A 24,647-nucleotide genomic window follows, 5' to 3' on the forward strand; every position below is an offset into this window, starting at 1 on the left:
GCATCGACGGCGACGACGATGCCGCCGGGGAAGTCCTTCGCGGCGCCCTTGACGAGATCGGGGTCTTCCATCGCCGCGGTGCCGATCACGATCCGCGCCACGCCGCGATCGAACCAGCCCTCGATTGCCGCGCGCGTGCGGATGCCGCCGCCAAGCTGCACATGGCCGGGAAAACGCTCGACGATGGCCTCGACGGCATCGGCATTCTTCGCTTCGCCCGCAAAGGCGCCGTCAAGATCGACGACATGAACGTGTTCGGCGCCGGCCTCTGCGAACAACATCGCCTGCGCCGCCGGATCGTCGCCATAGACGGTCGCCCGCCCCATATCGCCCTCGGCAAGGCGCACTACCTCGCCGCCCTTCAGATCGATGGCGGGGAAAACGATGAGGGTCATGGTTTCCATTTCAAAAAGCGGGACAGAAAATCCAAGCCGTATCGTTGGCTCTTTTCCGGGTGAAACTGGACGCCGATTGCGGTGCCCGATTGTATGGCCGCAACGATTTCGCCGCCATGCCACGTAACAGCACGTACAGCGCTCGGGATTTGGTTGTCCACATAGGCATAGCCGTGGAGAAAATAGGCCTCTCCCCGCTCTACCAAACTATCTTCGTTCACCGGGGTGACTTCGTTCCAGCCCATATGAGGGATTTTCACGTCGGTCGTCCTTGGCCGGATCGGCTCGATACTTCCTGCCACCCATGACAGGCCATCGTGCCGTCCGAATTCATCGCCATATTCCGCCATCAACTGCATTCCCACGCAGATACCAAGGAACGGTCGACGGTCCGAAAAAACGACATTTTCAAGCAATTCCGGCATTCCTGGAATTTCGAGCAATGCGTCCATGCATGCTCCGAAAGCCCCCACACCGGGAAGAATGACCCTGTCGGCGTTGCGGATATAGTCCGGGTCGGCGGTCACTTCGACAGCATACGCTCCCGCAGCCATCAGGGCATTGTACACGGAACGGAGATTGCCGGCGCCATAGTCGATCAGCGCAATGCGCTCCGCCATCAGCCAAGCGTCCCCTTGGTCGAAGGGATCGCGCCGCCTTTGCGCGGGTCGATCTCGACGGCGTCGCGCAGCGCGCGGGCCAGCCCCTTGAAGATGCTTTCGATGATATGATGGTTGTTCTCGCCATACAGCGTCTCGACGTGCAGGGTGATCCCCGCCGATCCCGCAAAGCTGTGGAACCAGTGCTTGAACAGCTCGGTGTCCATCTCGCCCAACCGCTCCTGCGTGAAATCGCTGTTCCACACCAGATAAGGCCGCCCCGAAATATCGAGAGCGACACGGCTCAACGTCTCATCCATCGGCGAATAGGCGCTGCCGTAGCGGCGGATCCCCGCCTTGTCGCCGAGCGCCTTCGCCACCGCCTCGCCGATCGCGATCGCACTGTCCTCGGTTGTGTGGTGCTGGTCGACATGGAGATCGCCGTCGACCTTGCAATCGATATCGATCAGCGAATGGCGCGACAACTGCTCGATCATATGGTCGAGAAAGCCGATGCCGGTCGACACGGCATATTCCCCGCTGCCGTCGAGATTGACGGTGACGGCGATATCGGTCTCGCCGGTGGTTCGCGTGATCGTGGCGCTGCGCATGCGCGCGCTATAGCCCAACAAAGCGTGCAGGCAACACGGCCAACTGCTGAAACCGCCGTCGATCCACCCGGCCGCGGTGTCGGCATAGTTGAGCGCCTGATGGTCGAGCGCGCCCACCGAGGCCACCCGCCTGCCGTTGAAATAATAGTAGAACTGCTGCTCGGTCGCGGTCGCCCCGCCCGTCGGGGTCACCGCCTCGCTGCGCGTCAGCACCTGCCCCGCCGCGTCATGGACATCGCTGATGTCGCGGCTCCTCGCCCCCTCCGTAACGCTCGCCTCGGCCACCCGGCCCTTGGCCGGGCCGATGTGGCCTGCGGCGAAGCCGCAGACATCACTTGTCGAAGCCCTGCCTTTTGCTTCCTACACGTGAAAAGGTCAGGACAGCCCTTCGACAAGCTCTGGGCAAACGGAGTTGGGAGAACGTATCCACTTCCACCGGATCAAAGTACCACTTTGATCCGAATTAGCCTTCGTCACCCATCTTCAACGCTGCAATAAACGCCTCCTGCGGGATGCTCACATTCCCATATTCCCGCATCTTCGCCTTGCCCTTTTTCTGCTTCTCGAGCAGCTTCTTCTTCCGCGTGATATCGCCGCCATAGCATTTGGCGGTCACGTCCTTGCGCATTGCGCCGATCGTCTCGCGCGCGATGATCTTGCCGCCGATAGCGGCCTGGATCGGGATCTTGAAGAGGTGGCGCGGGATCAGGTCTTTCAGGCGCTCGCACATATGGCGGCCGCGCGCTTCGGCGGCGTCGCGGTGCACGATCATGCTCAGCGCGTCGACGGGGTCGCCGTTCACCAGCACGTTCATCTTCACCAGGTCGCCCTCGCGATGGCCGATGGCCTCGTAATCGAATGACGCATAGCCGCGGCTGATCGATTTGAGCCGGTCGTAGAAATCGAACACCACTTCGTTCAATGGCAGTTCGTAAACGATCTGCGCGCGGCCGCCGACATAGGTCAGCTGCTTCTGGATGCCGCGGCGATCCTGGCAGAGCTTCAGGATCGGCCCGAGATAATCGTCGGGGACGTAGACGGTCGCCTTGATCCACGGCTCCTCGATCCGCTTGATCTGCGTCACTTCGGGCATGTCGGCCGGGTTGTGCAGCTCGATCGTCTCGCCATCGGTCTTTTCGATGTTATAGACGACGCTCGGCGCCGTGGTGATGAGGTCGAGGTCGTATTCGCGCGTCAGCCGTTCCTGGATGATCTCGAGGTGCAATAGGCCCAGAAAGCCGCAGCGGAAGCCCTGGCCGAGCGCGGCGGAGGTTTCCATCTCGAAGCTGAAGCTGGCATCGTTGAGGCGGAGCTTGCCGATGGATTCGCGGAGCTTGTCGAAATCGGCCGCGTCGACGGGGAAGAGGCCGCAGAAGACCACCGGCTGGACTTCCTTGTAGCCGGGGAGCGGGGCGGGGGCGCCGTTCTTCTGCGTCGTGATCGTGTCGCCGACATTGGTGTCCGCGACTTCCTTGATCTGCGCGGTGATGAAGCCGATTTCGCCGGGACCGAGCTCGTCGAGATCGGTGCGCTTGGGGCGCATGCAGCCGACGCGATCGACGAGGTGGGTGGTGCCGGCCTGCATGAACTTGATCGGCAGGCCCTTTTTGATGAACCCGTCGATGACGCGGACGAGGATGACGACGCCGAGATAGGGGTCGTACCAGGAGTCGACGAGCATCGCGCGCAGCGGCGCGGCGCGGTCGCCGCTGGGGGCGGGGACGCGGGTGACGATGGCTTCGAGGATGTCCTCGATCCCCTCGCCGGTCTTGGCGCTGGCGAGGACGGCGCCGCCCTCATGCCAGTCGCCGAGCGCGGGGATGCCGATGACCTCCTCGATCTCCTCGGCGACGCGTTGGGGTTCGGCGGCGGGGAGGTCGATCTTGTTGATGACGGCGACGATCTCGTGGTCGTGCTCGATCGACTGGTAGACATTGGCGAGGGTCTGGGCTTCCACGCCCTGCGCCGCGTCGACGACGAGGAGCGCGCCCTCGCACGCGGCGAGGGAGCGCGAGACCTCATAGGCGAAGTCGACATGGCCGGGCGTGTCCATGAGGTTCAGCTCATAGATCTCGCCGTTTTTCGCGGTGTAGGAGAGGCGCACCGTCTGCGCCTTGATCGTGATCCCGCGTTCGCGCTCGATGTCCATGTTATCAAGGACTTGCTCAGACATCTCCCGCTCGGTCAACCCGCCCGTCTGTTGGATCAGCCGGTCGGCAAGCGTCGACTTCCCATGGTCGATATGCGCGATGATACTGAAGTTACGGATGTGGGACAGGTCGTTCATCGCGCGGCGTTTAGCATGGTGGGCGAAAGCGGCAATGCCGCGCGATGAATGCGGAGACTATTCCGGCGCGTCGCCCTCGATCCCCATGTTGGGAAAGATCGTCGCGGCGAATTCGGGGGCGTAGACGGCGACTGGGTCGGTCCGCACCGCCGCGTCGAGCAGCTGCGCGTCCTGGCCGACGAGGATGCGCCATGTCTCCGCCTTCACGCCGTCGAGGATGATCTTTGCCGCTTCTGCTGGCGCAAGGCCGTGATCGCGGAAGAATTCGCCTCTCGCGCGGGCTTCTTCGGGCGAGGTCTCGGGATCGAGCGCGCTCTCGCCATGTTCGCGGAAGCTGTTGAGCGCGATATTCGTGCCGATATGGCCGGGCATCACGACGCTCGCCTTCACATGCGGCGCGTTGAGGCGAAGGTCGGTCAGCAGCGCCTCGGTAAAGCCCTTCACCGCGAACTTGGCCGCGCTATAGGCGGTGTGCGGCGTCTCCGGCCCGATGCTGGCCCAGAAACCGTTGACCGAGCTGACATTGACGAGGTGCCCCTCGCTCGCCTTGACGAGCATCGGCAGGAAGGCGCGGCAATTATAATAGACGCCGTACCAGCAGACGTTGAACGTGCGCTCCCACTGGCTGCGCTCCCCCGCGACGAAGCTGCCGCCGCCGCCGATCCCGGCATTGTTGAAGAGCAGGTGGATATGATCCTCGCCGGTTTCCGCCTGCACATGATCGCGGAACGCGTTGACCTCCTCCTCCTTGCCGACATCGGCGCGGCATGTGATCACCTTGGCGCCCTGCGTCGCCTCGGCCTCGGCGAGCGATTTCGTTTCCGCCATATCGTCTTCGCTGATATCGCACATGGCGATCGAGCAGCCTTCGGCGACGAGCTGCTGCACCAGCGCGCGCCCGATCCCCGATCCGCCGCCGGTGACGACGGCAATCTTTCCCGAAAAATCCTTCATGGCGAATCCTTCCCAGCCTCTGTTCTTTTGCCCGCAGCATGGCGGCAATTGACGTAAACGGAAAGGGGAAATGCGGTATCGTGGCAGCCAACATCACGAGCCCATGGGAGTCGCCAACGTCTGAAATCGACCCAAAAATGGCGTTGGCGCTATGGCATTGAATCACTTCTGGCAAAGTCACGCCATGGGCAAATCAACCCGTCACGAACTTGAGCAAATCGGCATTCACGATATCGGCATTCACGGTCAGCATGCCGTGAGAAAGGCCTTCGTAAATGATCAATTCGCTGTTCCGTAGGAGATTGTCCTGCTTGAGGGCGGCTGCCTCATAGGGAACGACCTGATCGTCATCGCCATGCATCACCAATGTAGGCACGGTGATGGCCCTGAGGTCGTCTGTCTGATCGGTCTCGGAAAATGCCTTGATGCCTTCGTAGTGAGCCTTCGCACTGCCCATCATTCCCTGGCGCCACCAGTTCCTGATCACGCCTTCCGATGGCTCCGCATCATCGCGATTATAGCCGTAAAAAGGGCCTGACGGCACGTCGAGAAAGAACTGCGCGCGATTGGCCGCCAGCGCCTCCCGGAATCCATCGAACACCTCTTTGGGGGTTCCGTCCGGGTTGCCGGGCGTCTGGATCATTAGCGGCGGAACCGCACTTACGAGCACCGCCTTGGCGACTCGTCCCTGAGGCTGGCCATACTGGGCGACATAGCGCGCCACCTCACCACCACCGGTCGAATGGCCGATATGGGTCGAATTTCTCAGGTCCAGATGCTCGACGACGGCGGAGGCATCTGCAGCGTAGTGATCCATATCGTGGCCTTCGCTGACCTGGGCCGAACGGCCGTGTCCGCGCCGGTCATGCGCAATGACCCGGTATCCGTGTCGGAGGAAAAAGAGCATCTGATTGTCCCAATCGTCTGCGCTTAGAGGCCAGCCGTGATGAAAATGAATTGGTTGTGCATCCTTGGGACCCCAGTCCTTGTAGAAAATGTCCACACCATCTTGGGTCGTCACAAAAGGCATGATTTGTCTCCCTTCAGACTGTCGGAACGGTTCCACCGTCGATCGTTATCTCGGTTCCCGTGATGCTGCCAGCATGATCGGATACGACGAATGCGATCAGACTTGCGACTTCTTGGGGCGTCGAAGGCCGGCCAATGGGAATCCCACCGAGCGATGCCATGATCATCCGCTTTCCTTCCTCGACATCGGCACCACGCTCCGCAGCAAGTCGCTGCGCGAGTTCGACGGACGCCTCGGTTTCGATCCATCCGGGTGAAATCCCGACCACGCGGACGCCATGGGGCGCGACTTCCTTCGAGAGGCTTTTGCTGTAGGTCGCTAGGGCCGCTTTGGCAGCCGCATAGCCGGTCGTGGATTCCGGCAGGGGAAACCTGCGCTGGATCGAGGATACATGGACCACGACGCCCTGGCGGCGTTCGACCATCGCCGGGACGAGTTCCCGATCGAGGCGAACGGCCGGCATCAGGTTGAGATCGAGCTCCTGACGCCAGGTTTCGTCGGTCAGCGCGGCAAAGCCGCCCGCAGGAGCGGAGGAGCCGCCCAGCATATGGATGACAATATCCACGTCGCCCAGACGCTCACTGACGGTACTGGCCAACGACCTGCACCCCTCTACGGTCGTCAAATCGGCGGCAACGAACATGTCGTCCGGCAATATACCGGGATTCGTGCGCGCCGAGGTGAGCACCGTTGCGCCCAGCTGGCGGAAAAGCTCGACAGTCGCCGCCCCCGCGCCGCGCGTGCCCGATGTGACAAGCGCGCGCTTCCCTTCCAAAGACAGGAAGGGGACGGGGCCTCGTATCTCCGAAGTGGCCGCTTGCAGGCTGTTCGGCATGGGCTGGGCGTTCATTGGACGATCTCCAGATCAGCGATCTTTCCGCCTTCGAGGCGGAAATAGTATCGCAAATCCGCTGTCCCGCCGGGGAAATCGCCTTCCAGATGGCTGGTCACGACGGTTCGGTCGCCCTCGCGGGAGATCGCGAATGGCTCGACCGTATACGTATATTTGGTCGAGGCATCGGCTTTCCACTGCCGGATCGCTTCGACCCCGTTGTAGCTATGCCCCTCGTCACGGACGACGGCATCATCGGCGAAGCAGGCCGCCACTGCGCCGGCACCTTTCTTGCTGTCGGCAGCGAAATAATCGGCAATAATATCGGGGAGTTCGATGGTCATGTCATTCATCCTCGCTATTCGGTTGTCCGGCGGAACGGCCGTTTATCGGGGTCAGGCTGAAACCGAACCCAGTCCGATCCCGGACCATTCCGTCGCTGATCGGCAAATTAGATCGGCGCCGCTCTTGTGATAATCGTGATAAAGCGGGACGTGGCATTTCGAAGGGCGGGACAATGACCCAGGATGTGTTGATCGAGCTGGACGCGGTTCTCGCCATCGCGCGGCGTGGCACCTTCCGTGCGGCAGCCGTTGAACTGGGTGTTTCGACGTCCGCGCTCAGCAACATGATCGGCAAGCTGGAGCAAAAGCTGGGGGTTCGTCTTTTCAACCGCACGACACGCAGCGTCTCGCTCACGGACGCAGGAAAGGCTTTTGTAGACCAAATCGAACCGGCGATTGGAACGATCCATAACGCAATAAGCGATGTGCGCTCACAGCAGGACGAGCCAACCGGTGTCCTTCGGATCAACGCTTTTCCCACGGGGGCACGGGAGATTCTCTCACCATTGGTTTTGGAGTTCGTGCGACGCTATCCGCAAGTCCACATCGATCTCGTGACCGAAGGACGGCTCGTCGACATTGTCGATGGAGGCTTCGACCTCGGCCTTCGAACGAGGGACCTGGTCCCCAGCGACATGATCGCCTTGCCGTTGGGCGAGGGCCGACGGTTTGCCGTCGCGGCTGCGCCGTCCTATTTCGATGAGCATCCCGAGCCCCTGACGCCTCCGGACCTGTTGGAGCATTCCTGCATCCGCGTCCGGCTGCCGAACGGCGTTTTGTATCGATGGCATTTCGAAAAGGACGGGGAACTGCACCAATTGGACGTCGATGGCCCGATCACGTTGGACGAGGCCAGTCTCGCCCGAATAGCGGCATTGGATGGAATCGGCATCGGCTTTTTCATGGAGCCGGACGTACGCGAAGACATCGCGGCCGGGCGCCTTGTTCAAGTACTCGGCGATTGGACGCCGCCGCTCGAACCATTGTGCCTATACTATCCAAGCCGCCGAAACCCGCCGGCTGCATTTGCGGCATTCATCAACCTCGCCCGCGCATTCGCGGCCTCCGATGCAGTGCCTGCTGGCTAGTCGAGCTGGCTACGCTCCCTCTCCACCCACTCGCGGTAATTCAGCCCGCGAACAAGTGCGCTTAGTCGCGTATCTCAGCCACGTTGAAATCGCGCAGTTCTTCCCGCGTCAGGCAGCGGCTCGCGCCTTCTTCGAGATTGCCGGACTGGTACATGATATCGAGCAGGTCGGTCGAAATGCCCGTGCGGATCATGAAGTCGACATCGGCGGTCGCCTGCTGCCTTGCCGATCCCTCTACTTCGCCCGACGCGCGGGCGGCACTACCGCCGCCTTGGGTGACGCCTTCGCGCAGAGCCTCGTCGCCGGAAAAGGTGAACATCCGCACCATGAAGACGCCGTCCGGATCAACATGGCGTACCGACCCGCCCAGGAACACGAAATTGCACGCCCCGGCGCAGGTCCATCCGGCCGGAATGCGCGTCGTGATGCCAGAGTACATGGTACGCAGCATCAGCCCCGCCTCATTGCCGGCCATCGCATCGCCGCCGGGCGATCGGAGCCAGATCTCTTCAATATCGGTATGCCGGTCGAGCATCGTCTGCAGCCGGGCGGGGAATTGCTGGTCGACCCATCCCTCGGCAAGCAGCACCCTCCGCCCGCCGCGCCGGGCGGTGGTCAGCTCCATCACCTCGTTGTCGGACCAATTCGGTTCCGCCGGACAGGTCGATCCGGAGGGCTGCGCTTCCGCCGCCCCAACCGCACTCGCACAGCACAATGCCAGCACCGCAAATATGGGTCGCAATCTTTTCATGATCTCGTTCCCGCTCCCGTTTTGCGACCCGTCGGCGAGAGGATCTCGCTACTTTCTATTCGCGCACATTGGCGACGTTATACTCATAGGCTTCGTCTTGGCTCAGGCAGCGGCGGACCTCGCCGTCGCCGACCGCCGCGGTCTCGTACATGACCTGCGTCAGCAACCGGCGCGACACGCCCATGCGGATCAGAAAGTCGTTGTCCTCGGTCGCGAGCTGCGCGCTAGACTGTTCGATCGCGCCGATCGTTTCGCGCGCCTCGTCGCCGCCGCTGGCAAGGCTCTCGCGCACCGCCCGGTTGCCGCTATGCGTGAACATGTGGACCATGAAGGTGCCGCCCGGTTCGATGATCCGCAGCTGTCCGCCCATGAAGACGAAGTTGCAGGCACTGAAGCAGGTCCAGCCTTCGGGGATACGCGTGATGATGCCCGGGAATGACGAGCGCAGAAGCCGGCCGGCATCGTTACCCGACAACGCATCGCCGCCTGGAGAACTGAACCAGATTTCGGTGACGTCCGGATTTTCCTCGAGCGCCTCTTGCAGACGCCCGGGCAAGCCCTGGTCGACGCGGCCTTCGGCGAGCAGGATCTTCTGCCCGCCGCGTTCGACCGGCGTCAGTTCCATCGTCCGGTTGGTCGACCAGCTCGGTTCGGCCGGGCAGGTCGGGTTCTGCGGATCCATCTGGAGCGCCTGCGCGCCGGTAGCGCAGACCATGGCGACGGTCGCGACGAGATTACGCAAACGGGGCATTGCTTATGCCGCCCGCGTGAACCGCGATTCGCCGGGGCCGCGGCACATGCGCTGGGTCACGGTCGTTTCCTCGCCGCCGACGATGATGACGTCGTTCACGTCCATACAGGTCGTGCCGTCGGCTTCCTCGTTGCGCGCCAGCACGGTGGACGAACCGCGCACATCCTCGCGCGTCTCGCTTTCCCACTGCACCGTCGTGCCGACTTCGCCCGATCGCGTCGCAGCCATATTCGCTTCGGCGGCCTTCTCCTGCTCCTCGGGATCGAGGCGGCAGGCGATTTCGGTCGCCAGCGTGTCGGAGAACATCTCCACCGGTACGAAGGTCGGGATGCCGAGGCTCCGCGCAGCGCCGCCCAGGACGCCGCCGATGATGGAACGACCGGCGGATTCGCCAACCGTGTCGCACTCCGACGCACGTTCCGACGAGTTGGAACTGCGGCCGAAAATCCCGCCGAACTGCATGGCGGATGCCTGTGTGACCGCGACCATGGAAATGGCGGTAGCGGCAATAACGGCGCCGCTTCCAAACTTCGAAAACATGACGGCATTCTCCCGGTTTGCAGGCATTTTTTACGGCAATGCCCGCCCAAATTCAATGCGTTCGCGACCCGGCTATCCATGCTCTGTGTAGCCCTGTTGCATCCCGGCTACAACACGGAGCCTGTACCTTATGTGACCGAAACCACAGGTAATTGCGAACGCGATGCGGTGGATGGTGCGGCTTGCGTCGCGGCGAAACCGCGTTAGCAGTGGCCGGCGAGAGAGGGAGAGGAGCCGCCTGAATGCGCCAGATCGCCATCATCGGATCGGGGCCCGCCGGCTATTACACCGCCGAAGCCGCGCAAAAGCTGTTCGGCGCGGATGTTGCCATCGACATCATCGACCGGCTGCCCGTGCCCTATGGCCTGATCCGCTTCGGCGTCGCACCCGATCACCAGTCGATCAAGGCGGTCTCGCGCCGCTACGAAAAGGTGGCGCTCAGCGATAACGTCCGTTTCGTCGGCAATGTCAGCGTCGGCGAGCATGTTTCGATCGAGGAGCTGCTCGGCCTGTACGACGCGGTGGTGCTTGCGACGGGCGCGCCGCACGATCGCACGCTCGACATAGACGGGGCGGATTTGCCCGGCGTCTTCGGCAGCGCCGCGTTCGTCGGCTGGTATAACGGCCATCCCGATTTCGCCGGGATCGATCCCGTGCTCGACGGCACCGATGTCGTGGTTGTCGGCAATGGCAATGTGGCGCTCGACGTGGCGCGCATCCTTGCCAAGACGCTCGACGAACTGGGCGAGTCCGACATCGTCCGCCATGCCTATGACGCGCTGGAAACAGCGGCGACGGAAAGGGTCACGCTGCTCGGTCGGCGCGGGCCGCACCAGATCGCGATGACACCCAAGGAGCTTGGTGAACTCGGGCGGCTCGAACGCGCCTGTCCGCGCGTCGATCCGGCGGATCTGCCGGAAGAGGAAGCCGATGCGCTGCTCGAACCGGGGATGCGAAAGTCGGTGACGCTGCTGCGCGAATTCGCCGCCATCCCGGAATCGCACCGCGCCGACAAATGTATCGAGATCGATTTCGATTTCTTCGCATCGCCCGTCCGGATCGTGGGCGATGGCAAGGTCGAGGGCGTGGTCGTCGAACGCACCGAACTCGATGCCGACATGCGCAGCCGCGGCACCGGCGAGACCTACACCATCCCCGCCTCGATGGTCGTCACCTGTATCGGCTACCAGACGCCGCCGATCGATGGCGTGCCCTATGAACATGGCCGCGGCCGCTTCGCCAATGAGGACGGGCGGATCATGCCGCACCTCTATTGCGTCGGCTGGGCCAAGCGCGGGCCGACCGGCACGATCGGAACGAACCGCCCGGACGGCTATGCGGTCGTCGACCTGATCGCGGAGGATATCGGCGAAGGGCAGGGCCGCAAGGGCCGGGTCGGTCTCGACGCGCTGCTTGAAGCGCGGGGCGTGGATGTCGTCAGCTTCCGTGACTGGCAAAAGATCGAGCAAGCCGAAATCGGCAACGCCCGAGAAGGATCCCCGCGCGAAAAATTCGTCGTCATCGAGGATATGATCGCGGCGCGGGGCGCTTAAATCACTCTCTATAGCGCTGGAACGAGCCATCGCGCTTTCGTGCGCTTTGCGGACATGTTAACGTGCACGTAAAGGGACTCGGCAAACGGGCCCGCTATGAGAGGAGATACCCATGCATGATCTGGTCATTCGCGGCGGCACGATTGTCGATGGTCTGGGCGGCGAACCCTTTACCGGCGACATCGCGATCGACGGCGATCTGATTTCTCAGGTCGGCACGGTCGAGGGCGAGGGGCGCGAGGAAATCGATGCGACCGGCCGGATCGTCACCCCCGGCTTTGTCGACGTCCACACCCATTATGACGGGCAGGCGACCTGGGATCAGGAGATGGCGCCATCGAGCTGGCATGGCGTCACCACCGTCGTCATGGGCAATTGCGGCGTCGGCTTCGCGCCCGCGCGCAAGGACCAGCATGAGTGGCTGATCGGCCTGATGGAGGGTGTCGAGGACATTCCCGGCACCGCGCTTGCCGAGGGGATGAAGTGGAATTGGGAGAGCTTCCCCGAATATCTCGACGCGCTCGAAGAACTGCCGCGCACCGTCGATGTCGCGACGCATGTGCCGCATGGCGCGGTCCGCGCCTATGTGCTGGGCGACCGGGAGAAGCCCGGAGCCGTGCCGACCGACGAGGATATCGAGAAGATGTCGGCGATCGTCGAGGACGGCGTGCGCGCCGGCGCGCTCGGCTTTTCGACCAGCCGCACGATCCTCCACCGCGATGTCGAGGGCGAGCTCGTCCCCGGCACCACCGCGACCAAGGAAGAGCTGATCGCGATCGGCCGGGCGATGGGCCGGGTCGGCTATGGCGTGTTCGAAATGGCGTCCGACATGAAGAAGGACTGGGACGAGTTCGGCTGGATGGGGGACCTCAGCCGCGAGACCGGCCTCCCTTGCACCTTCGCCGCGCTGCAATCGATCGCCAAGGAAATGACGCTTGACGAACAGATCGCCGCGACCGCCGAGGAGAATGCGAAGGGTGCCAACATCGTCGCCCAAATCGCGCTGCGCGGCAACGGCATCGTCATGGCCTGGCAGGGGACAGTGCATCCCTTCCTGTTCAAGCCGGCCTGGCGCGAGATCGCCGAGTTGCCCTGGGACGAGAAGCTGGCAAAGCTCAAGGACGAGGATTTCAAGGCGCGGATGATTGCCGAGGAATCGGACTACAGTGAGGTCAATCCGGACCTGCTGCCGCTGATCATGGTCGTGACGCAAGGCTGGGCGGCGCAATATGAGATGATGGACGGCTTCAACTACGAGCCGACCGCCGAGGAAAGCGTCGCCGCGCGCGCCGAGGCGGCGGGCAAGCCGGGCGACGAATATGCCTATGAGCTGCTGATGCGCGACGAGGGCAGGGGCTTCATCTATTTCCCGATCCTCAACTATGCCGACGGCAATCTCGATTTCCTGCACCCGCTCCAGCACCGCGACGACACGGTGAATTCGTTGAGCGACGGCGGCGCCCATTGCGGCACGATCTGCGATGCCGCTTCGCCGACCTTCATGCTCGAACATTGGGTGCGCGACCGGAAGCGGGGAACGATTGCCCTCGAAAACGCGATCAAGCGGCAATGCCACGATACGGCGCGGCTCTACGGCCTCAACGATCGCGGCGTCCTCGCGCCCGGCTATCTGGCGGACGTCAATGTGATCGATCTGGAGAATCTGAAACTCGACAAGCCCTGGCTCGCCTTCGACCTGCCGGCGGGCGGCAAGCGGCTGCTGCAAAAGGCCACCGGCTACGATTACACGATCAAGTCGGGCAAGGTGACCTTCAAGCAGGGCGAGATGACGGGGGCGGTTCCCGGCGGCTTAATCCGCGGCCCGCAGCAGGTGGAGATGCTCGAAGCGGCGGAGTGATCCAAACCCTCTCCCATCGGGAGAGGGATATCGAGGTCTTGGCGAGGAACGAGCCTAGAACGAGTTGGTTGAGGGGATCGCACCTGTCGATAGCGCGGAACCCCTCATCCAAGTTCGACTAGCTCGCTGCGCTCGCAAGTCTCCCTATCCTTCTCCCGGTGGGAGAAGGTTTCCGCATCAATTCAGCAGTCCGAAGCTCGCCAGTTCGGTCAGCGTCAGCTGCCGCTGGCTTGAGTTCGGCACGCTGTTGGTCAGCGCATAGAAGGCTCGCGCCCGCTCCGGCGCCATGCCGACTTCGCGGTAAAAATCGAGATAGGGGCGGTGGACGGCGTCGCTTGCGGCATAGTCGCCCGCCTCTCGGCCGAAATTGTCGCGCCAGCTATGGACGATCAATTCGGCGCCCGGCTCGGCGGTGCGGCTCACGCCCGCGAGGAATAGCTCGACCCCGCCCGACCGCGCCGATCCGCGCGCGGGCAGGTGGGTGGCGATCCCGGCGCGGCGGATCATCCGGGCGAGCTGGAGATTGGCGTTGTCGTCGACGGTGCCGCCGCATTCGACGATGTCGATCCGGCGGATGTTCGGGAAATCGGCGAGCAGGCGGCGGAATTCGCCGGGCGAATAGCTGTCGGTGTCGCCGACGAGTTCGACCCGGTCGGCGGAGATGACGTTGAACGGGCCGTAGCTGGCGATGGCGTCGCTCGCCTGCGCTGCGCCGCCCTCGTAATAGACGGTCTCGGTGACCCAGCCGTCGCCCCAGTCGTCATCGAAGTCATCGACCGGGCCCGAGCCGTCATCCCAATATTCGATCGTCTCGACGGTCGTGGTGGTGACGGTGACATAGCGGTCGGCGGCATGGCCCGCACCGGCGGTGACGCCGGCGAAGACGAGAATCATCGCCGCACCGGCCAGGCCGTGCAGCGCACCGTTCAGACGGTCGAGAAGAAGGGCACCGATCCCGCGCATCACGGCATAATGCCCGGACGCCCCTTGCCCGAATCTCGCCAAGCCCGGTTACGCGCCGGTTAACCGTGGCCGCCACCACTGCCATGCATTCATGGTTGTAAGCACGCGCCCGCATCGCTAAAGAGCCGCGTCTGCCTCCGGACCGGCCCGCGATGCGGGCCCGGACGCACCGGGTCGGGGAGTAGCTCAGCCAGGTAGAGCACTGTCTTCGGGAGGCAGGGGCCGGAGGTTCGAATCCTCTCTCCCCGACCAGTTTTCGCGAATCCGAAGTCGTCCGGGGGACGATTTCCGCGATAACTCGCCGAGCGATAGCGAGGTGGTACCGCGGCGACTCAAGTACACCACCGCATACCGATTGCCGCGACACGAAGCCCGCATTACTCTTCCCCGGCCAGAGGGAGGAATCATCATGCGGCGCTGGATCGATCACCTGATCTTCATCATTGCACTGTCATTCACGTTCGGCCCGGACGGTATTGCCGCGCAGCCGATCGACCGCCCGCCCGGCATCGGCGGCGATCCGGTGGACGGCCGCCGCGTCGCGCTGATCATCGGAAACTCTGACTATCCCGATGGTTCGAATTGGTCGGACCTTCCGAACGCCGCCAACGATGCCGCCTATATCGCGCGGCTGCTCGAAGACCCGGCGCGCGGGGAGGCGCGGTTCGAGACGGTCACGGTGCAGAACGGAACGCAGGAAGATCTGCTCGCCGCGCTCGAACGGTTCGGCGGGCTCGCGGAGGAGGCGGCCGTCGCCGTCGTCTATTATAGCGGCCACGGCTTCCAGTTTGCCGACCAGAATTACATTGTCCCCATCGACGCGCCGCAGAGCGTTTCGCAGAACGACCTCGCGATGCATTTCGTCAGCATGGCGGAGATCACCGGGGCGGCGAGCGCGGACGGCTTCAATGTCTATTTCCTCGATGCCTGCCGGTCGCCGGGGCCGGTCGTCGCGCGGTCGAGCTATGTCGAGGGCAATCCCGCGCCGCTCTTCGGCGCGATCGAGGCGCCGCAATCGGTCGTTTTCTATGCGACCTCGATGGGCGACGTCGCCTATGACGCGGCGCCCGAGGATTCGCCGCTCAGCCCGTTCGCGACGGCGGTGGGGCAGGCGATCAGCTATCCCGGGCTCGACGTGCCCTATGTCTTCGGCGCGGTGCGCGACGCGGTGTTGCGCGCCACCGAAATCTACTCGCCCAAGCAGCAGCCCGTCTTCACCGGCAGCTGGTCGCGCCCCTTCTATTTCGTGCCCGCCAGCATGCAGGATTTCGCCCCGGTGGCGGTATTGCCGGGAGGAGCCTCCGCTCGCCTGCGCCTCGGCCCGACGCGGAGCAGCGAGACGCCCGCCTCGCTCGATATCCCGCTCGAAATGATGAGCACGCTCGACGAGAATATTCTGATCGTCCGCGTGCTCGAACGCTATCGCGCCGAACAGATCCTTGCGATGGCCGAGGGCGGCGATCCGGTCGCGCAATATCTCGCCGGCTATATGTACGGCTATGGCGCCGGTCTGCCCGAGGATCATGAACAGGCAAGGCATTGGCTGGAGCGGGCGGCGGCGAGCGGGCATCCGGCGGGGCAGCTCGAACTCGGCTATTTCCTGACGCGTTACGGCGAGCCGGATGAGCGCAGCCGGGCCGTCGAACTCGTCCGGGCTGCGGCGGACCAGGGCTATGCCAAGGCGATGTCGCATCTCGGCGCGATGATGTTCGATCCGCAATATGCGATGCAGGACGAGGCCGAAGCGACACGGCTCTACAGAGCGGCGGCCGAGCGCGGCCATGCCTGGGCGCATTATGCGCTCTCGCTGCGGCGCGAGGACGTTGCCGGGCATATCGCGGCGCTTTCGGCGCTGGCCGAGGCCGGCAACGACGAAGGCCATAACTGGCTGTGCGAACTCTCCTTTGCCGGCTTCCCGGTCGAACGGAGCTTCGACCATTGCCTCGCCGCCTCGCGCGCCGGCTACACGGTGCCGAGGGCGATCGTCGCGATGCGCTATGCCGAAGGTGACGGCGTGGAAGCGAATGAGGAGAGTGCGGAATATTGGGCACGAATGGCGGCCGAGAGCTTCGACATCTCGCCGGTGCTCGACGCGCGGATGCAGGCGATCCTCGCCGATTGACAGGCGTTACGCGGCCTGCACGATCGAAAGATGGGGCGGGCGGCGCGCGAGCGAAAGCTGGATCTGTTCGACGACAAAATCGATGACGGCGCGAATATGCGGCTGGCGCCGTGCCTCGTCGGTCGTCGCCATCCAGCCCGGCGTGGTCAGTTCCTCGATCGGGTCCGTCAGCCGGACCAGCCCGGGAATGTCGTCCCCCATCATGCACGGCAGGATCGATGCGCCGAGGCCGGAGCGGACGCTGGCGATGATGCTCGACATCGAATTCGCCCGCTGGACGATTTCCGCATCGGGCACATTGTCCTTCAGCCAGCGATTGATGCCGCTATTGTCGTTGGTGGAGGCGACGATGGGATAGCGCGACAAATGCGCCAGACCGTCGGGCATCCCGAGCTCCGCAACAATCGCCTCGCTGGCGTAGAAACTCTCCAGCATGTCGACCAGATGCCGGATGACGAGGCTGTCCTGTCCCGGCTGCGGGCCGAAGCGGATCGCGACATCGGCTTCGCCGCGGGCAAGATCGAGATACTGGTCCGATGTGATGATCTCGACCCGGATATCGGGATGGCGGGCCCGCAACAGGCCGACCGCGGGAATGACCCAGGCATTGGCCGCCGATTCCACCGTCGTCAGCCGCACCGTTCCGGCCAGCCTGCGCGACTCCGCTTCGATGCCGTCGGTAAAGCCAAGGATTGCCGCCTCGACGCTTTCCGCGGTGGGCAGCACCGATTCTCCACGCGGTGTGAGGTCATAGCCATTCGGCTTGCGCGCGAAGAGCTTGACCCCGATCTCCTCCTCGAGCGCGGTGACGCGGCGCGACACGGTCGACTGGCTCACCCTGAGCTCTTTCGACGCGGCAAGCGTGCTCCCCGTCCGCGCGACGGCGAGAAAATAGCGCAGGTCGTTCCAGTCCAGCATCGCGGAATCTCCGGCCATTCGAGGCTATGCGTTTTTGCATAACACATCCGCAACAACAGTGTTAGCGCGGGATAGGGCGGGCGCGTATCTCGGGGTCGAGGCGATGGAATAGCCCATCACCCAAATGTCAAAGACCCGAATGGAGATACATCATGACCAAGTTCGTTCCTTCCGCTTTCCTCGGTGCCCTCGTCGCCAGCATCGCCTCGCTCTCGCTCGCTCCAATCGCGATGCTGGCATAGCCGCGATGCGCAGCGCGAGACGCGCACAGCCGAAACTCCCCTCGCTGCACTCCCCCTAGCACCCTCGCCAATTCCGGTTGGCGGGGGTGCTTTTTTGAGCTCTGCCGATGCCGGAACGTCAGTCCGCCGTTGCGTCCCGCCCGTAAAAATCGTCGAAATAGCGGATCGATCCGTCCGCCTGCGGCACCGCCGTGAAATAGACGATGTGCACCGGAAGCGGCTCCGCCAGCGATAGCGTCCGCGTTTCACCGCTTGCCACCTGCGCCTCGATCGCGGCGCGCGTCGTTCCCAGCAAGGTCGCCGCGAAGCCGAGCGCATCCTCGACGCGGATGCAGCCATGGCTGAACGTGCGCCGGTCCTCGCCGAACAAATGCTGCGACGGCGTGTCGTGGAGGTAGATGGCGTGGTCGTTGGGCATGACGAGCTTCATCCGCCCCAGCGCATTGTTCGGCCCCGGACGCTGGCGATAGCTGCCGTTCGATACGACATAGCCGCGTCGCCGCGCCTCTGCCGGGCTGTTGCGGACGAGCGCCCCGATGCTTTCGCGCACGATGCTCTGCGGGATATACCACCAGGGGTTGAGGTTCACGCCGGTGATTTCGGTGCTGAAGATCTCGGTCGGCGTCTGGCGGCGGCCGACGATGACGGGCCAGCGTCCGACGACGGCATTGTCCTCCCACAGCACCACCTCCTGCGCGACGATATTCACCATCACATGCCGGCGGCCGAGCGCGGCGGGCAGGTCGCGCCAGCGGTCCAGATTGTTGCGCAGGACGGCGAGGCGTCCCGGGTCGGTCTCGGTCGAATAGGCGGCTTCGAGCGCGGCGCGATAGGGGTGGATGGCGCCGTAACTCTCGGTCGAGATCACGACCTGGTCGGGGCGCAGCCATTGCGCGGCAACCGGCGCGGCGAGGCCGAAAGCGGCAAGAAGCAGCACCGCGCGTGCAAGGACGGCGGACAGGCCGGGGAATCGCGTGAAACGCCGCATGACGATCGGCAGCATAGCCGGAAAAACATGGTGAATCGATTCTTGATCGCGCCGCGCCACCGGATCGCCGTGGAAGCGCCGTCGCCACTCGACTCGCCCGTCCCATCGCGTTACGCCTGACGCAAACGGAAGGTGAGACGAGGATGGCGGAAAAGGCGATCCACGCGGAAGGCGTGGCCGAGAAGGACCGGATGGACGAGGACAGGCTCGACGCATGGATGCGCGAGCATGTCGAGGGGTTTGCCGGGCTCGCCGCCTATTCGAAATTCGCCCATGGCCAGTCCAACCCGACCTACCGGATCGAGGACGAGGCGGGGCGGCTCTATGTTCTGCGGCGCAAGCCCTTCGGCAAATTGCTGCCCTCGGCGCATCAGGTGGAGCGCGAATTCAGGGCGATCGATGCGCTCTATCCGGTCGGTTTTCCCGTCGCCCGGCCCTATGCGCTGTGCGAGGACGACAGCGTCGTCGGCGCCGCCTTCTACGTCATGGGCCTTGTCGACGGCCGCGTGCTTTGGGACGGGATGCTGCCCGATCTCGAACCCGCCGACCGGACATCGACCTACCGGGCGATGATCGGCACGCTCGCCCGGCTCCACAATCTCGATTACAAGGAAATCGGGCTCGAAGGGCATGGCAAGCCCGGCAATTATTTCGAGCGCCAGGTCCATACCTGGACCAAGCTCTACCGGATGGCCGAGACCGAGACGATTCCGGAGGTCGAGAAGCTGATCGAATGGCTGCCGCGCACCGTGCCCGAACAGACGCGTACCAGCGTGATCCATGGCGACTATCGGCTCGACAACATGATCTTCGCGCCCGACCGGCCCGAAGTGGTCGCGGTGCTCGACTGGGAGCTGTCGACGATCGGCGATCCGCTCGCCGATTTCGCCTATCTGGCGCAGAACTGGGTCATGCACGGCGAGGGTGGTTCGGCGCTCGGCGACCGCGATCTGGCCGGGACGGGGATTCCGACGCTCGAAGAGGCGGTGGCCTATTATTGCGAGCTGACCGAGCGCGATTCGCTGCCCGAGCTCGACTGGTATTTTTCCTATAATCTTTTCCGGCTGGTCGGCATCCTGCAGGGGATCAAGAAGCGCTGGCTCGACGGGACGGCGTCTTCGACCGAGGCCGAGGAACGTTCGAAGCGCGTGCCCGAACTGGCGCAGGCGGCCTGGGAATTTGCGCGGAAGGCGGGGGCGACCGCCTAGCGCGACAGCAACCAAATCGCCCGGCACGAAACGACCGGGCGCAAGAACAGAACAACGCAGAAGCACAGGAGTATTTCAAGCATGTCGCAATTCGATTTGACCGGCAAGGTGGCGGTCATCACCGGTTCGTCGCGCGGTATCGGCAAGGCGATTGCCGAGGAGATGGCGGTGCAGGGGGCCAAGGTCGTGATTTCGAGTCGCAAGGCGGGTCCGTGCGACGAGGTCGCCGCCGCGATCGACGACGCGCATGGGGAGGGTACGGCGATCGCGGTGCCGGCCAATATCTCCTCGAAGGACGATCTCCAGAATCTCGTCGACGAGACGCGCAAGGCGTTCGGCAAGATCGACATCGTTGTCTGCAACGCCGCGTCCAACCCCTATTACGGGCCGATGAGCGGGATCGAGGACGAGCAGTTCCGCAAGATCCTGGAAAACAACATCATCGCCAACAACTGGCTCATACAGATGGTCGCGCCCGAAATGCGCGAACGCAAGGACGGGTCGATCATCCTCATTTCCTCGATCGGAGGGCTTCGCGGGTCGGAGGTCCTCGGCGCCTATAGCATTTCGAAGGCGGCCGATATGCAGCTGGCGCGCAACCTCGCGCGCGAATTCGGCGGTGACAATGTGCGTGTGAACTGTGTCGCGCCGGGGCTGGTGCGGACCGATTTCGCCAAGGCGCTGTGGGAAGATCCCGAGCGCGAAAAAATGGCGGCGCGCGGCATGGCGCTCGGCCGGATCGGCGAGCCTGACGAGCTTGCCGGCGCTGCCGTCTATCTCGCCTCGCCGGCGGGCCGGTTCACGACCGGACAGACGATCGTCGTCGACGGCGGGGCCACGTGTTGAGGGATCACTAAAAGCCGTTTGGGCTGAGCTTGTCGAAGCCCTGCCCTTCTTCCTCGAAACGGTGAAAAGAAAAAAAACAGGCCTTCGACAGGCTCAGGGCAAACGGAGTAAGGAAATGAACAGGTTCGAAGGCAAGTCGATCATCGTCACCGGCGCGGGTTCGGGCATCGGCCGGGCATCGGCGAAGCGGTTCGCGGCCGAGGGCGGGAAGGTGCTGTGCGCCGACAAGGCGGCGAGTGTGCACGAGACGGTCGAGGCGATCACGGCCGATGGCGGTACGGCGATCGGCATCGAGATGGACGCGGGCAGCGAATCCGATGTGAAGACGCTCGTTGAAAAGGCGGTCGCCGAATTTGGCGGGCTCGACATCGCCTATGCCAATGCCGGAATCACCGGCGGGCTGCAGGGCGGGCTGTTCGACAGCGACGCCGAAAGCTGGGCCGAAGTGCTGCGGGTCAATCTGATCGGGCCGTTCCTGATGATCAAATATGCTGCGCCCGAGATCGAGAAGCGCGGCGGCGGCGCGATCATCTGCACCGCCTCGGTGGCGGGCATCCGCTCGGGCGCCGGTCCGTCGAGCTATTCGGCGTCCAAGGCGGGCGTCATCAACCTCGTCCAGACGGCCGCGCAGCAGATGACGGGATCGGGCGTACGCGTGAACGCGGTCTGCCCCGGGCTGATCGAAACGGGGATGACCCAGCGCGTGTTCGATTATGCACGCGAAGCCGGGAAGATGGACAAGGTCGGGCAGTTGAACCCGATGAAGCGCGCCGGGCAGCCGGAGGAACTCGCCGCCGTGGTGACGTTCCTCGCATCCGACGATGCGAGCTATCTCAACGGGCAGGCGATCGCCGTCGATGGCGGGCTTTCGAGTTCGCACCCGGTGACGCGCCAGCTGCCGAAGCAGGCGGCGGTCTGATGGCGGATTTCTTCGAAGGCAAGGTCGCCATCGTCACCGGTGGCAGCCGCGGCATCGGCGAGGCGACGGTCCGCAAGCTCGCCAGGCGCGGCGCGAAGGTCGCCGTCAACTATTCGTCGAGCAAGGACGAGGCCGAAGCGATTGCCAGCGAGATCGGCGACAACGCCATTGCCATCCATGCCGATCTGTCGCAGGGGCAGGCGGGCAAGCTGGCCGAGGGAACGCTCAATCACTGGGGGCGGATCGACCTGCTCGTGAACAATGCGGGCACGACCAAATTCGCCAATCACGAGGATCTGGACGCGCTGGAAGCGGACGATTTCCTCTCCATCTACCGTCTCAACGTCGTCGCGGCCTATGAGATGATCCGCGCCGTCGCCCCGGCGATGAAGCAGGCCGGGTCGGGCAGCGTGGTGAACGTCGCCTCGATCGCCGGGACGCACGGCATCGGATCGTCGGTCGCCTATGCGGCCTCGAAAGGCGCGATGATCACGATGACCAAATCGCTCGCGCGCGCGCTGGCGCCGGAGATCCGGATCAACGCAGTCTGCCCCGGCTATGTCGGCACCGGCTGGTTCGCCGACCGGCTCGGTGAAGAGGGCTTGAAGGCGCTCAACGAGAGCATCGCGACGAAAGTCCCGCTCGCCCATGCCGGGCAGGCAGAAGATGTCGCTGACGGCATTGTGATGTTTCTCGACGATGCGAGCAGGCTGGTGACGGGGGAGACGTTGCTGCTCGACGCAGGCGCGCATCTGGATCTCAGGATGTCGCGCCGCCCGGGGTTCGAGATTTGAATGTTGCAAGAAGGCCGTTTGTCCTGAGCCTGTCGAAGGACTGCTTTCTATTGCAGCCTGATACCAAGAGAAAGGGACAGGGCTTCGACAAGCTCAGCCCGAACGGAGGTTGAAAATGAAATACCGCAAGCTCGGATCGAGCGATCTCACCGTTTCCGAAATCTCGCTCGGCACCTGGCTGACGACGGGCGTCGGGATCGAGAAAGACACCGCCATCGCGATCGTCGAAAAGGCGTTCGATCTCGACATCAACTTCTTCGACACGGCAAATGTCTATGGCCGCGGCGCCTCCGAAACGGTGCTGGGTGAGGCGCTGAAGGGGCATGCGCGCGACAGCTATGTGCTCGCGACCAAGGTGTTCGGCGATATGGGCGGCGGCAATAAGGGACTGTCGCGCGCGCAGATCGAAAAGCAGCTCGACGACTCTCTCGCACGCCTCCAGACCGATTATGTCGATCTCTACCAGTGCCATCGCTACGACCCCGACACGCCGCTCGAAGAGACGATGGCGGCGCTCACGGCTGCCGTGAAATCGGGTAAGGTCCGCTATATCGGCTTTTCCGAATGGTCGCCGCAGAACATCCGCGACGCGCTCGCGATGGTGCCCGAGGTCGCGAAGTTCGTGTCGAGCCAACCGCAATATTCGTTGCTCTGGCGGCGCCCGGAAAAGGAGGTGATCCCGATCTGCGCGGATAACGGAATCTCGCAGATCGTCTGGTCGCCGCTCGCGCAGGGCGTGCTGACGGGCAAGTACGAGGCCGATGCGCCGCCCCCCGAAGACAGCCGCGCCGCGAGCGAGGAAATGGGCGGATTCATCGCCAATTTGATCCGGCCCGAAGTGATCCGCGCCGTCGATGCGATGAAGCCGCTGGCCGAAGAGGCAGGCGTTTCGATGGCGCAGTTCGCGCTCGCCTGGGTGCTGCGCGAGCCGAATGTCGCCTCCGCGATCGTCGGCGCGAGCAAGCCCGAACAGCTCGAGGACAATTGCGCTTCGGTCGATGCGTCGATCGACCCCGCGCTCTTTGCCAAGGCTGAAGAGATTGCGGCGGGGATACCAAGGCCCGAGCGCTAGAATTACCGTTTGCCCTGAGCTTGTCGAAGGGCTGCTTTCCTTTCAAAGACAGTAAAAGACAACCCTTCGACAGGCTCAGGGTGAACGGGGAAAAATCAGCCGATGACGAAGAATTTCAACGACCTCGTCGCAGACCTCAGCGAAATCGAAGGTGGGTACGCCGGGCACGTCCCGCCCGAATGGCTTCAGGGGCGGACGGCCTATGGCGGACTGAGCGCGGGACTCGCGCTGGCGGCGGCGCAGAAGGCGATGCCGGACCTGCCGCCGCTGCGATCGGCGCAGGTGGCATTCGTCGGGCCGATCGCCGGCGATATTCGCATCGCCGTCGATCCTATCCGGCGCGGGCGGACGGCGAGCTTCATCGGCTCCGATATCTCCTTCGAGAAGGACGGCGAATGGCCGATGGGGCTGCGGACGACCTTCGTCTGCATGGGCGAGCGCGAATCCTCGATCGATCATGTCAGCCACGATTATCCGGACGTTCCGCCGCCCGATATCGGCAAGGCGACGTCGCGCGGCCAGGCGCTGTCCTTCCTCCAGCATTTCGAGTTCGCCGATATCAAGGGCAATCCCAATCAGGGCCCGGCCGATTATCTGCGCTGGATCCGGGTTGCCGAACGCGACGGCCTCGATCCGATGGTCGAGCTGATGCTGATCGGCGATGCGCTCCCGCCCGCCGCGATGAAGCTCGTCGAAGGGTTCGGCCCGATCAGTTCGATCACATGGATCGCCAATGTGCTGACGACGACGCCCGAGACCGATGACGGCTGGTGGCTGCTCCGCTCCCGCTCCGACTATGCCCGGCACGGCGCGTCGAGCCAGGTGATGAGCGTCTGGAACACGCGCGGCGAACAGGTGCTCACCGGCATGCAGGGCGTGGCGCTGTTCCTGTAGAAATTCCTCCCCGGCACGGGGAGGTGGCAGCCCGAAGGGCTGACGGAGGGGGCTGTCCTCTTGCGGCGCGCTTTGAGGCGGGCGCCCC

Annotated in this window: 24 protein-coding genes and 1 tRNA gene; 11 read left to right on the plus strand and 14 right to left on the minus strand. The window is 63.7% G+C overall.

All coding sequences use genetic code 11. The features are described from left to right. From Q0139_RS04060 to Q0139_RS04095, 8 genes are all read right to left on the minus strand, one after another. Positions 1 to 395 (minus strand): HisA/HisF-related TIM barrel protein (locus Q0139_RS04060; RefSeq protein WP_298017807.1); only part of this gene is annotated, 395 nt, incomplete at its 3' end. Further along, the gene (gene hisH / locus Q0139_RS04065; protein WP_298017810.1) at positions 392 to 1,015 is read right to left on the minus strand and encodes an imidazole glycerol phosphate synthase subunit HisH; all 624 of its coding nucleotides are present in this window, start codon (positions 1,013 to 1,015) and stop codon (positions 392 to 394) included. The genes Q0139_RS04060 and hisH, both read right to left, overlap by 4 nt. Then, the gene (gene hisB / locus Q0139_RS04070) at positions 1,015 to 1,605 is read right to left on the minus strand and encodes an imidazoleglycerol-phosphate dehydratase HisB (RefSeq protein WP_298017895.1); all 591 of its coding nucleotides are present in this window, start codon (positions 1,603 to 1,605) and stop codon (positions 1,015 to 1,017) included. Before hisB ends, hisH begins: the two co-directional genes overlap by 1 nt. Positions 1,606 to 2,068: 463 nt before the next feature. After that, positions 2,069 to 3,892 (minus strand): translation elongation factor 4, encoded by a 1,824-nt coding sequence (gene lepA / locus Q0139_RS04075; RefSeq protein ID WP_298017813.1) that lies wholly within the window; start codon positions 3,890 to 3,892, stop codon positions 2,069 to 2,071. A gap of 57 nt (positions 3,893 to 3,949) precedes the next feature. Continuing rightward, entirely contained in the window at positions 3,950 to 4,846 is an 897-nt protein-coding gene (locus Q0139_RS04080; protein ID WP_298017815.1) for an SDR family oxidoreductase, read from the minus strand. Positions 4,847 to 5,039: 193 nt separating this feature from the next. Further along, positions 5,040 to 5,876: an alpha/beta hydrolase gene (locus Q0139_RS04085; RefSeq protein WP_298017818.1), complete on the minus strand. Its 837-nt coding sequence runs from the start codon at positions 5,874 to 5,876 to the stop codon at positions 5,040 to 5,042. Between the two features lie 13 nt (positions 5,877 to 5,889). Beyond that, positions 5,890 to 6,726, minus strand: a complete 837-nt coding sequence (locus tag Q0139_RS04090; protein ID WP_298017821.1) for an SDR family oxidoreductase — start codon at positions 6,724 to 6,726, stop codon at positions 5,890 to 5,892. Further along, a complete protein-coding gene (locus Q0139_RS04095) occupies positions 6,723 to 7,052 on the minus strand; it encodes a nuclear transport factor 2 family protein (RefSeq protein ID WP_298017823.1) in 330 nt (109 codons plus the stop codon). Before Q0139_RS04095 ends, Q0139_RS04090 begins: the two co-directional genes overlap by 4 nt. Positions 7,053 to 7,225: 173 nt before the next feature. On the opposite strand from Q0139_RS04095, the gene Q0139_RS04100 reads away from it, so the two are divergent. Beyond that, complete coding sequence (locus Q0139_RS04100) at positions 7,226 to 8,140, plus strand: LysR family transcriptional regulator (RefSeq protein WP_298017825.1); 915 nt, start codon at positions 7,226 to 7,228, stop codon at positions 8,138 to 8,140. Positions 8,141 to 8,201: 61 nt separating this feature from the next. Here the strand turns inward: Q0139_RS04100 and Q0139_RS04105 are convergent, their stop codons facing one another. From Q0139_RS04105 to Q0139_RS04115, 3 genes are read right to left on the minus strand one after another with little or no spacing between them, the layout of a single operon-like run. After that, complete coding sequence (locus Q0139_RS04105) at positions 8,202 to 8,891, minus strand: hypothetical protein (protein ID WP_298017827.1); 690 nt, start codon at positions 8,889 to 8,891, stop codon at positions 8,202 to 8,204. A gap of 55 nt (positions 8,892 to 8,946) precedes the next feature. Next, positions 8,947 to 9,642, minus strand: coding sequence for a hypothetical protein (locus tag Q0139_RS04110; RefSeq protein ID WP_298017830.1), 696 nt, complete (start codon positions 9,640 to 9,642; stop codon positions 8,947 to 8,949). Between the two features lie 3 nt (positions 9,643 to 9,645). After that, complete coding sequence (locus Q0139_RS04115; protein ID WP_298017833.1) at positions 9,646 to 10,182, minus strand: hypothetical protein; 537 nt, start codon at positions 10,180 to 10,182, stop codon at positions 9,646 to 9,648. Positions 10,183 to 10,424: 242 nt separating this feature from the next. Between Q0139_RS04115 and Q0139_RS04120 the strand changes: the two genes are divergently transcribed. Both Q0139_RS04120 and Q0139_RS04125 read left to right on the plus strand, forming a co-directional pair. Next, positions 10,425 to 11,735: an FAD-dependent oxidoreductase gene (locus Q0139_RS04120; protein WP_298017836.1), complete on the plus strand. Its 1,311-nt coding sequence runs from the start codon at positions 10,425 to 10,427 to the stop codon at positions 11,733 to 11,735. A 112-nt stretch (positions 11,736 to 11,847) separates the two neighbouring features. Further along, positions 11,848 to 13,593 carry an amidohydrolase family protein gene (locus Q0139_RS04125; RefSeq protein WP_298017839.1) on the plus strand — a complete coding sequence of 582 codons (1,746 nt, stop codon included), beginning with the start codon at positions 11,848 to 11,850 and terminating at the stop codon, positions 13,591 to 13,593. Positions 13,594 to 13,770: 177 nt separating this feature from the next. Here the strand turns inward: Q0139_RS04125 and Q0139_RS04130 are convergent, their stop codons facing one another. Then, a complete protein-coding gene (locus tag Q0139_RS04130; protein ID WP_298017846.1) occupies positions 13,771 to 14,598 on the minus strand; it encodes an alpha/beta hydrolase in 828 nt (275 codons plus the stop codon). 133 nt (positions 14,599 to 14,731) lie between these two features. On the opposite strand from Q0139_RS04130, the gene Q0139_RS04135 reads away from it, so the two are divergent. Both Q0139_RS04135 and Q0139_RS04140 read left to right on the plus strand, forming a co-directional pair. Then, positions 14,732 to 14,808 (plus strand) — tRNA-Pro (locus Q0139_RS04135). Between the two features lie 157 nt (positions 14,809 to 14,965). Continuing rightward, complete coding sequence (locus Q0139_RS04140) at positions 14,966 to 16,678, plus strand: caspase family protein (protein ID WP_298017851.1); 1,713 nt, start codon at positions 14,966 to 14,968, stop codon at positions 16,676 to 16,678. 6 nt (positions 16,679 to 16,684) lie between these two features. Here Q0139_RS04140 and Q0139_RS04145 read toward each other — a convergent pair whose 3' ends face one another. Together Q0139_RS04145 and Q0139_RS04150 are read right to left on the minus strand one after the other, a co-directional pair. Then, positions 16,685 to 17,614, minus strand: a complete 930-nt coding sequence (locus Q0139_RS04145; protein WP_298017854.1) for a LysR family transcriptional regulator — start codon at positions 17,612 to 17,614, stop codon at positions 16,685 to 16,687. A gap of 342 nt (positions 17,615 to 17,956) precedes the next feature. Then, positions 17,957 to 18,826: a L,D-transpeptidase family protein gene (locus tag Q0139_RS04150; protein ID WP_298017857.1), complete on the minus strand. Its 870-nt coding sequence runs from the start codon at positions 18,824 to 18,826 to the stop codon at positions 17,957 to 17,959. A gap of 143 nt (positions 18,827 to 18,969) precedes the next feature. Here Q0139_RS04150 and Q0139_RS04155 point away from each other — a divergent pair, with 143 nt between their 5' ends. From Q0139_RS04155 to Q0139_RS04180, 6 genes are all read left to right on the plus strand, one after another. Further along, a complete protein-coding gene (locus tag Q0139_RS04155) occupies positions 18,970 to 20,034 on the plus strand; it encodes a phosphotransferase family protein (RefSeq protein ID WP_298017861.1) in 1,065 nt (354 codons plus the stop codon). Between the two features lie 81 nt (positions 20,035 to 20,115). Beyond that, entirely contained in the window at positions 20,116 to 20,880 is a 765-nt protein-coding gene (locus Q0139_RS04160; protein WP_298017868.1) for an SDR family NAD(P)-dependent oxidoreductase, read from the plus strand. A gap of 115 nt (positions 20,881 to 20,995) precedes the next feature. Next, complete coding sequence (locus Q0139_RS04165; RefSeq protein ID WP_298017877.1) at positions 20,996 to 21,799, plus strand: SDR family NAD(P)-dependent oxidoreductase; 804 nt, start codon at positions 20,996 to 20,998, stop codon at positions 21,797 to 21,799. Then, the gene (locus Q0139_RS04170; RefSeq protein ID WP_298017880.1) at positions 21,799 to 22,593 is read left to right on the plus strand and encodes an SDR family NAD(P)-dependent oxidoreductase; all 795 of its coding nucleotides are present in this window, start codon (positions 21,799 to 21,801) and stop codon (positions 22,591 to 22,593) included. Before Q0139_RS04165 ends, Q0139_RS04170 begins: the two co-directional genes overlap by 1 nt. A 115-nt stretch (positions 22,594 to 22,708) precedes the next feature. Further along, positions 22,709 to 23,665: an aldo/keto reductase gene (locus Q0139_RS04175; protein ID WP_298017887.1), complete on the plus strand. Its 957-nt coding sequence runs from the start codon at positions 22,709 to 22,711 to the stop codon at positions 23,663 to 23,665. A 102-nt stretch (positions 23,666 to 23,767) separates the two neighbouring features. Further along, positions 23,768 to 24,559 carry a thioesterase family protein gene (locus Q0139_RS04180; protein ID WP_298017892.1) on the plus strand — a complete coding sequence of 264 codons (792 nt, stop codon included), beginning with the start codon at positions 23,768 to 23,770 and terminating at the stop codon, positions 24,557 to 24,559. Positions 24,560 to 24,647: the final 88 nt, after the last annotated feature.

The organism is uncultured Parasphingopyxis sp., from assembly GCF_937129435.1.
Classification (GTDB): domain Bacteria; phylum Pseudomonadota; class Alphaproteobacteria; order Sphingomonadales; family Sphingomonadaceae; genus Parasphingopyxis.